Raw genomic sequence first — 5361 nt, 5'->3', positions numbered from 1 at the left:
ACCGCCACGGCGGGCGGCCGCAGCGCGGTGGCGAGCGCGTCGCGCACGAAGGCGCGCGCCGCGTCGTCGCCGGCGAGCGCGGCGGTGGCGTTCACCAGCGGCAGGTACTGGAAGGCGGGCAGCGCGTGGTCGCCCTCGTCGGCGATGAAGGTGAGCCTGCCGACGGGTAGCGCCACCATGCTGCGTTCGCCGGGCGAGGTGTCGACCCAGAGCGAGCCGCCCCCAGGCAGCAGCATGAGCTGCACGCTCCAGGGGGTGGTCACGCCGCCCAGCCAGTCGCCGTCGACCCGGCGGAAGTCCAAGGCCTGCACGGACAGCGCCGGGTTCAGGAAGGGCAGGCCGCGCATGCGCTCGGCGAGCAGGTGCTCGAACCAGCGCGCCACCGCTGGCGCGGGCGAACCCGCCCAGGCCTCGGCCCGGCGTGGCGGCGCGGGCGTGCGTGCCGGTCGGCGCAGCGGCATCATCGGACGCCTCCCACGGGCGCCGGCGTGGTGATGCGTTCGCGGCCGCGTTCGAGGTCGGCGAAGTGCTCGCGCGCGTCGTAGTCGCCGTCGAGCGAGGCGGCGAGCGCACCGAGGGCCTCCTCGATCAGCTCCAGCTCGTCCTGCGACACCACCTCCTTGGCGAAGCCGAGCGCGACCAGCACCCAGGTGCCGACCGGCTGCGGCCCGACCAGCAGCATGTTCACGCGCTCGCGACGTTCGCCGCGGCCGACCACGGCGAGGTCGCCGCCGGCCTCCAGCGCGAGCACCTTCATCGGCACCGACAGGCACATCAGGCGGCCTCCTGCAGCGCCGCGAGCGCGCAGCCCCCGCCGGCGAGCGCGTCCAGCAGCGCCTCCTCGGCCAGCGGCAGGGCGGCGCGCACCGCGGACGACAGGCTCATGCCGGTGGCGAGCGACTGCGGCTCGACGCCGACCACCACGGTGCATCGCGGCGCGCGCCCGAGGAAGCGCAGGGTGGCGAGCACGTCGGCGAGGCCGACCTGGTGCGGCGAGAGCTTGGTGCGGAAGAAGGCGGGCACCTCGTCGTCGCGCAGCACCACCACGCTGCCCGGCGTGCGGCCGCTGCGCACGCAGTCGGCGATCACCAGCAGGTCGAGGTGTTCCAGATCTTCGAGCATCTCCATCGCGCAGGTGCCGCCATCGAGCACCGCGACGCCGGCGGGCAGGCGTTGGCGGTCGAGGATGCGCTCGACCAGGCGCACGCCGACGCCTTCGTCGGAGAGCAGGATGTTGCCGACGCCGAGCAGCACCGCGCGTCGCGGCTTGGCTTCGGTGTCGTGGGCCGGGAGCAGGGGGGTGTTCATCGCCTGCGCCTCAGGCCGCCTTGGCCCGGACCACCTCGGCCTGCTCGGTGTCGAGCACGTGCACCGCGCAGGCCAGGCAGGGGTCGAAGGAGTGCACCGTGCGTAGAACCTCCAGCGGCTGCTCGGGCACCGCGACCGGGGTGTCGACCAGGCAGGCCTCGTAGGCGCCGGGGACGTCGTGCTCGTTGCGCGGGGCGGCGTTCCAGGTCGTCGGCACCACGCACTGGTAGTTGCGGATCTTGCCGTCCTCGATCACCACCCAGTGCGACAGGATTCCGCGCGGCGCCTCGTGGAAGCCCATGCCGCGCTGCTCGCCGCGCGGGAAGCTGGGGGCGTTGAAGGTGTCGAGGTCGCCCTTGGCCATGTTGGCGAGCAGCAGGTCCCACTGTCTCGCGAGCTCGTCGACCTGCACCGCGCACGACACCGCGCGCGCGGCGTGGCGGCCGATGGTGGAGTGCATCGCGTCGAGCCCGACCTCGATGCCGGCGATCGAGGACACGCGCGCGAGCGTCTCGGTGGCGTACTTCTTGGTCGGCTCGTGGCCGGCGGCCAGCATGGTGAGCACGCGCGCCAGCGGCCCCACCTGCATCGGCTTGCCGTACAGGGTCGGCGACTTCAGCCAGGAATACTTGCCCTCGTCCTGGAAGTCGGTGTACCTGGGCGCGGTCTCGCCCTCGTAGGGGTGCAGGCTGGCCGCGTCGCCGGCCTTGTACTCGTACCACGAGTGCTTGACCGCCTCGCTGACGCCCTTCAGCAGGTAGTCGTCGGCGAAGCTGCGGATCCGGGTGAACTTGCCGAGGTCGCCGTCGGCGATGTGGCCGCCGGGCAGCGCGAAGGTCTCGCCCTTGCCGTCGAGCGGGATGTCGGGGGCGGCGAGGTAGTCGACGATGCCGCGGCCGATCTGCGTCCATTCGGGGTAGAAGGCGCCGATCACGCCGACGTCGACCAGGTAGACGTTCTTGACGAAGTCCTCCAGCTTGTCGATCCAGCCCTTGATCGCCATCAGGCGCTCGACGGTCAGCACCGACTGCGCATCGACCGCGAGCGGGTTGGCCACCCCGCCCACCGCCACGTTCTGGATGTGCGGAGTCTTGGAGCCGAGGATGGAGACGATCTTGTTGGCGTAGCGCTGCACCTCCAGCGCCTGCAGGTAGTGCGACACCGCGATCAGGTTCACCTCGGGCGGCAGCTTCATCGCCGGGTGGCCCCAGTAGCCGTTGGTGAAGATGCCGAGCTGGCCGGTGCCGACGAAGCCCGACAGGCGCTCCTTGACCTTGGCGAACTCGTGCCTGGAGTTGCCCGACCAGCTCGACAGGCTCTCGGCGAGCGCCGCCGCCTTGGCGGGGTCGGCCTTCAGCGCGCTGGTCACGTCCACCCAGTCGAGCGCCGACAGGTGATAGAAGTGCACGATGTGGTCGTGGATGGCGTGGGCGAGGATGATCAGGTTGCGGATGTAGTTGGCGTTGAGCGGGATCTCCAGCTTCAGCGCGTTCTCCACCGCGCGCACCGAGCAGATCGCGTGCACCGTGGTGCACACGCCGCAGATGCGCTGGGTGATCGCCCACGCGTCGCGCGGGTCGCGGCCGACCAGGATGTTCTCGACGCCGCGCCACATCTGGCCCGAGGCCCAGGCCTTGGCGACGCGGCCGTCGGCGACCTCCACGTCCACCCGCAGGTGGCCCTCGATGCGGGTGACGGGGTCGATGACGATACGTTGGCTCATGGGGGGACTCCTCAGCGGGTGGCGGCGCGCAGTGCCGCAGGGGTGGCGGTGGGGGGCGCGTCCTCGCGCGGCAGCACCGGGAAGCGGCGGGTGATGACGATGTAGCCGAGCACCTCGATCGCGAACATGCCGATGGTCACCAGCAGCTCGGGCACCGAGGGGAAGTAGGACCAGCCGCTGCCGGTGTCGTAGCCGACCAGAAAGGCGTTGATGCGCAGCAACACGCCGCCCAGCATCAGCAGCGCGCCGCCGACGAAGAGCCGCGCCGGGTTGCGGCGCTGGCGCTCGCTGCGCAGCAGCACGAAGGGCGACAGGAAGCAGGCCGTCTCCAGCCAGAACATGAAGGCCTGCAGGTTGGCCGCGAAGGCGTGGCCGAGCGCGCCGCGCCAGAGCAGGTCGCCGAAGCGCACGAGCATGAACACCGCCAGCACGCCGAGCATGACCTTCGCCAGCGGGGTGAGCAGGTGCATCTCGATCGAGCGCCGGTAGCCGGCGGCGGCCAGGCAGGACTCGAACAGCACCACCGCGTAGCCGATCGTGATCGCCGACAGCAGGAAGATCAGCGGCAGCAGCATGGTCTGCCACAGCGGGTGGATCTGCGTGCCGAACACGATCAGCAGCGAGCCGAGCGAGCTCTGGTGCATCATCGGCAGCACCGTGCCGAGGGCGATGAAGAAGAACATCACCTTGTTCAGCTTGCGGCGCGCGTCCCGCATGCCCCACTTCTCCATGAAGGTCGGCGAGAACTCGATCCACATCACCACGATGTAGAGCGAGATGCACAGCGCCACCTCGAACATCACCGAGTTGGGCGAGGCGTAGGCCGGGCTGAGGATGTGCCAGAAGTTCCACCAGCGCCCGAGGTCGAAGATCACGCCGACGCCGGCCAGGGTGTAGCCGAACAGGCTGGCGAGCAGCGCCGGGCGCACCAGCGGGTGGTATTCGCCCTTGTTGAAGATGTACACCAGCATCGCGATCGAGAAGCCGCCGCAGGCGAAGGCCGAGCCGATCACCACGTCGGCGACCACCCAGATGCCCCAGGGGTAGCCGTCGTTGAGATGGGTCACCGCGCCCAGGCCGAGGACGAAGCGCACCGCGAGGATGGCGAGCGCGGCGAGGATCAGCACGCCGCAGGTGAAGGTGACCGGGGTCAGCAGGCGGCCGCCGACCGGCGCCGGCGCGGCGTGGATGTGCTCAGTCATGGCGCTTCTCCCCGGCGTGCGCGTCCTGCGAGTCGGTTTCGTCGTCGTGCTTCACGTTGCGCCTGGCCACCCAGCTCATCACGCCGAGCACCGCCAGCGGCAGCACCAGGCCGCCGTAGAGGGTGTGCTGCAGGGTCTCGGACTGCGACGAGAACGAGCGCTCGGGCAGCGGCTTGTGGCCGAGCTGCTCGAAGGGCACCGCGGCGAGCTTGAGCATCTGCGTGCCGCCGACCTCCTTCTCGCCGTAGACGTGCTGCACGTAGCGCGGCGCCGGGCCCTCCCAGGCGGGCTGGTCGGCGGTGTCGAGGTTGCCGCGCGGCCAGGTGGTCGGCGCGCCTTCCTGCAGCGCCAGGCGGCGGTGCGCCTCGGCCTTCAGCGCGGAGACCTTGCCGAACAGCGTGGCGCCGGTCGGGCACACCTCGGCGCAGGCGGCGTACTTGCCCTCGGGCAGCAGGTGGCGGCACAGCTCGCACTTGCCGATCCTGCCGGTGGGCGAGTCGTAGTCGTACTTGGGGATGCCGAAGGGGCAGGCGGCGACGCAGTACCGGCAGCCGATGCAGGCGTCGGCGTCGTACTGCACGATGCCGGTCGCCGGGTCCTTGGTCATCGCCGACACCGGGCAGGCCGAGACGCAGCTCGGGTCGATGCAGTGCAGGCAGGACGACTTCATGAAGGCGTAGCCGTCGGTCTGCTGGTTGCGCTGCGTGCCGGTGCCGGACTGCCAGGCCTTGATCACGTTGTAGGTGCGCGCGGTGGTGTCGAGCGGCATGTCCCACAGCGCGTCGACCGGGCTGTTGTAGTCGAGGGGCAGGTCGTTGGCCGCCTTGCAGGCGGCGACGCAGGCCTTGCAGCCGATGCACAGCGTGGAGTCGAACAGCAGCCCGATCGCCTCGGGCGGGATCTCGGCATTGCCGCGCGCATGCGCCGAGGGGCATGCGGCGGTGCCGGCCACGGCGGCACCGCCCGCGAGGGTGCGGCGGAGGAATTCGCGCCGGCCATTCATGTCAGGCGTCCTCGTGTTGGGCGGGCTTCGCCGCGGTATCGGCGGCGGCGTGCTGCTTGCCGAGGTTGCGCGCGAACATCGCGCCGGCGCCGGCCGCCGCGCCGGCGACCGCGGCCAGCACCGCG

6 protein-coding genes are annotated in these 5361 nt (G+C 71.1%); all 6 read right to left on the bottom strand.

From position 1 onward, the window contains the following. A partial coding sequence (gene hybE / locus C667_RS19940) for a [NiFe]-hydrogenase assembly chaperone HybE (protein ID WP_157302428.1) occupies positions 1-464 on the bottom strand: 464 nt, incomplete at its 3' end. After that, positions 461-775, bottom strand: coding sequence for a HypC/HybG/HupF family hydrogenase formation chaperone (locus C667_RS19935; RefSeq protein WP_004378932.1), 315 nt, complete (start codon positions 773-775; stop codon positions 461-463). The genes hybE and C667_RS19935, both read right to left, overlap by 4 nt. Then, entirely contained in the window at positions 775-1308 is a 534-nt protein-coding gene (locus C667_RS19930; RefSeq protein ID WP_004378931.1) for a HyaD/HybD family hydrogenase maturation endopeptidase, read from the bottom strand. The genes C667_RS19935 and C667_RS19930 overlap by 1 nt, the downstream gene beginning before the upstream one ends. Positions 1309-1318: 10 nt before the next feature. Further along, entirely contained in the window at positions 1319-3031 is a 1713-nt protein-coding gene (locus C667_RS19925; RefSeq protein WP_004378930.1) for a nickel-dependent hydrogenase large subunit, read from the bottom strand. An 11-nt stretch (positions 3032-3042) separates the two neighbouring features. Next, positions 3043-4233 carry a Ni/Fe-hydrogenase cytochrome b subunit gene (gene hybB, locus C667_RS19920; protein ID WP_004378929.1) on the bottom strand — a complete coding sequence of 397 codons (1191 nt, stop codon included), beginning with the start codon at positions 4231-4233 and terminating at the stop codon, positions 3043-3045. After that, on the bottom strand, positions 4226-5236 hold the full coding sequence (gene hybA, locus C667_RS19915) for a hydrogenase 2 operon protein HybA (protein ID WP_004378927.1): 1011 nt from the start codon (positions 5234-5236) through the stop codon (positions 4226-4228). Before hybA ends, hybB begins: the two co-directional genes overlap by 8 nt. Positions 5237-5361: the final 125 nt, after the last annotated feature.

Source organism: Thauera phenylacetica B4P, assembly GCF_000310225.1.
GTDB lineage: Bacteria > Pseudomonadota > Gammaproteobacteria > Burkholderiales > Rhodocyclaceae > Thauera > Thauera phenylacetica.
Note: the sequence above shows the minus strand (reverse complement) of the source record. Positions and strands in the feature narration are given on the sequence as shown.

Coding starts and splice junctions, on each gene's coding strand:
- hybB (WP_004378929.1), bottom strand. CDS start 4,233: ATGACTGAGCACATCCACGCCGCGCCGGCGCCGGTCGGCGGCCGCCTG.
- C667_RS19925 (WP_004378930.1), bottom strand. CDS start 3,031: ATGAGCCAACGTATCGTCATCGACCCCGTCACCCGCATCGAGGGCCAC.
- C667_RS19935 (WP_004378932.1), bottom strand. CDS start 775: ATGTGCCTGTCGGTGCCGATGAAGGTGCTCGCGCTGGAGGCCGGCGGC.
- hybA (WP_004378927.1), bottom strand. CDS start 5,236: ATGAATGGCCGGCGCGAATTCCTCCGCCGCACCCTCGCGGGCGGTGCC.
- C667_RS19930 (WP_004378931.1), bottom strand. CDS start 1,308: ATGAACACCCCCCTGCTCCCGGCCCACGACACCGAAGCCAAGCCGCGA.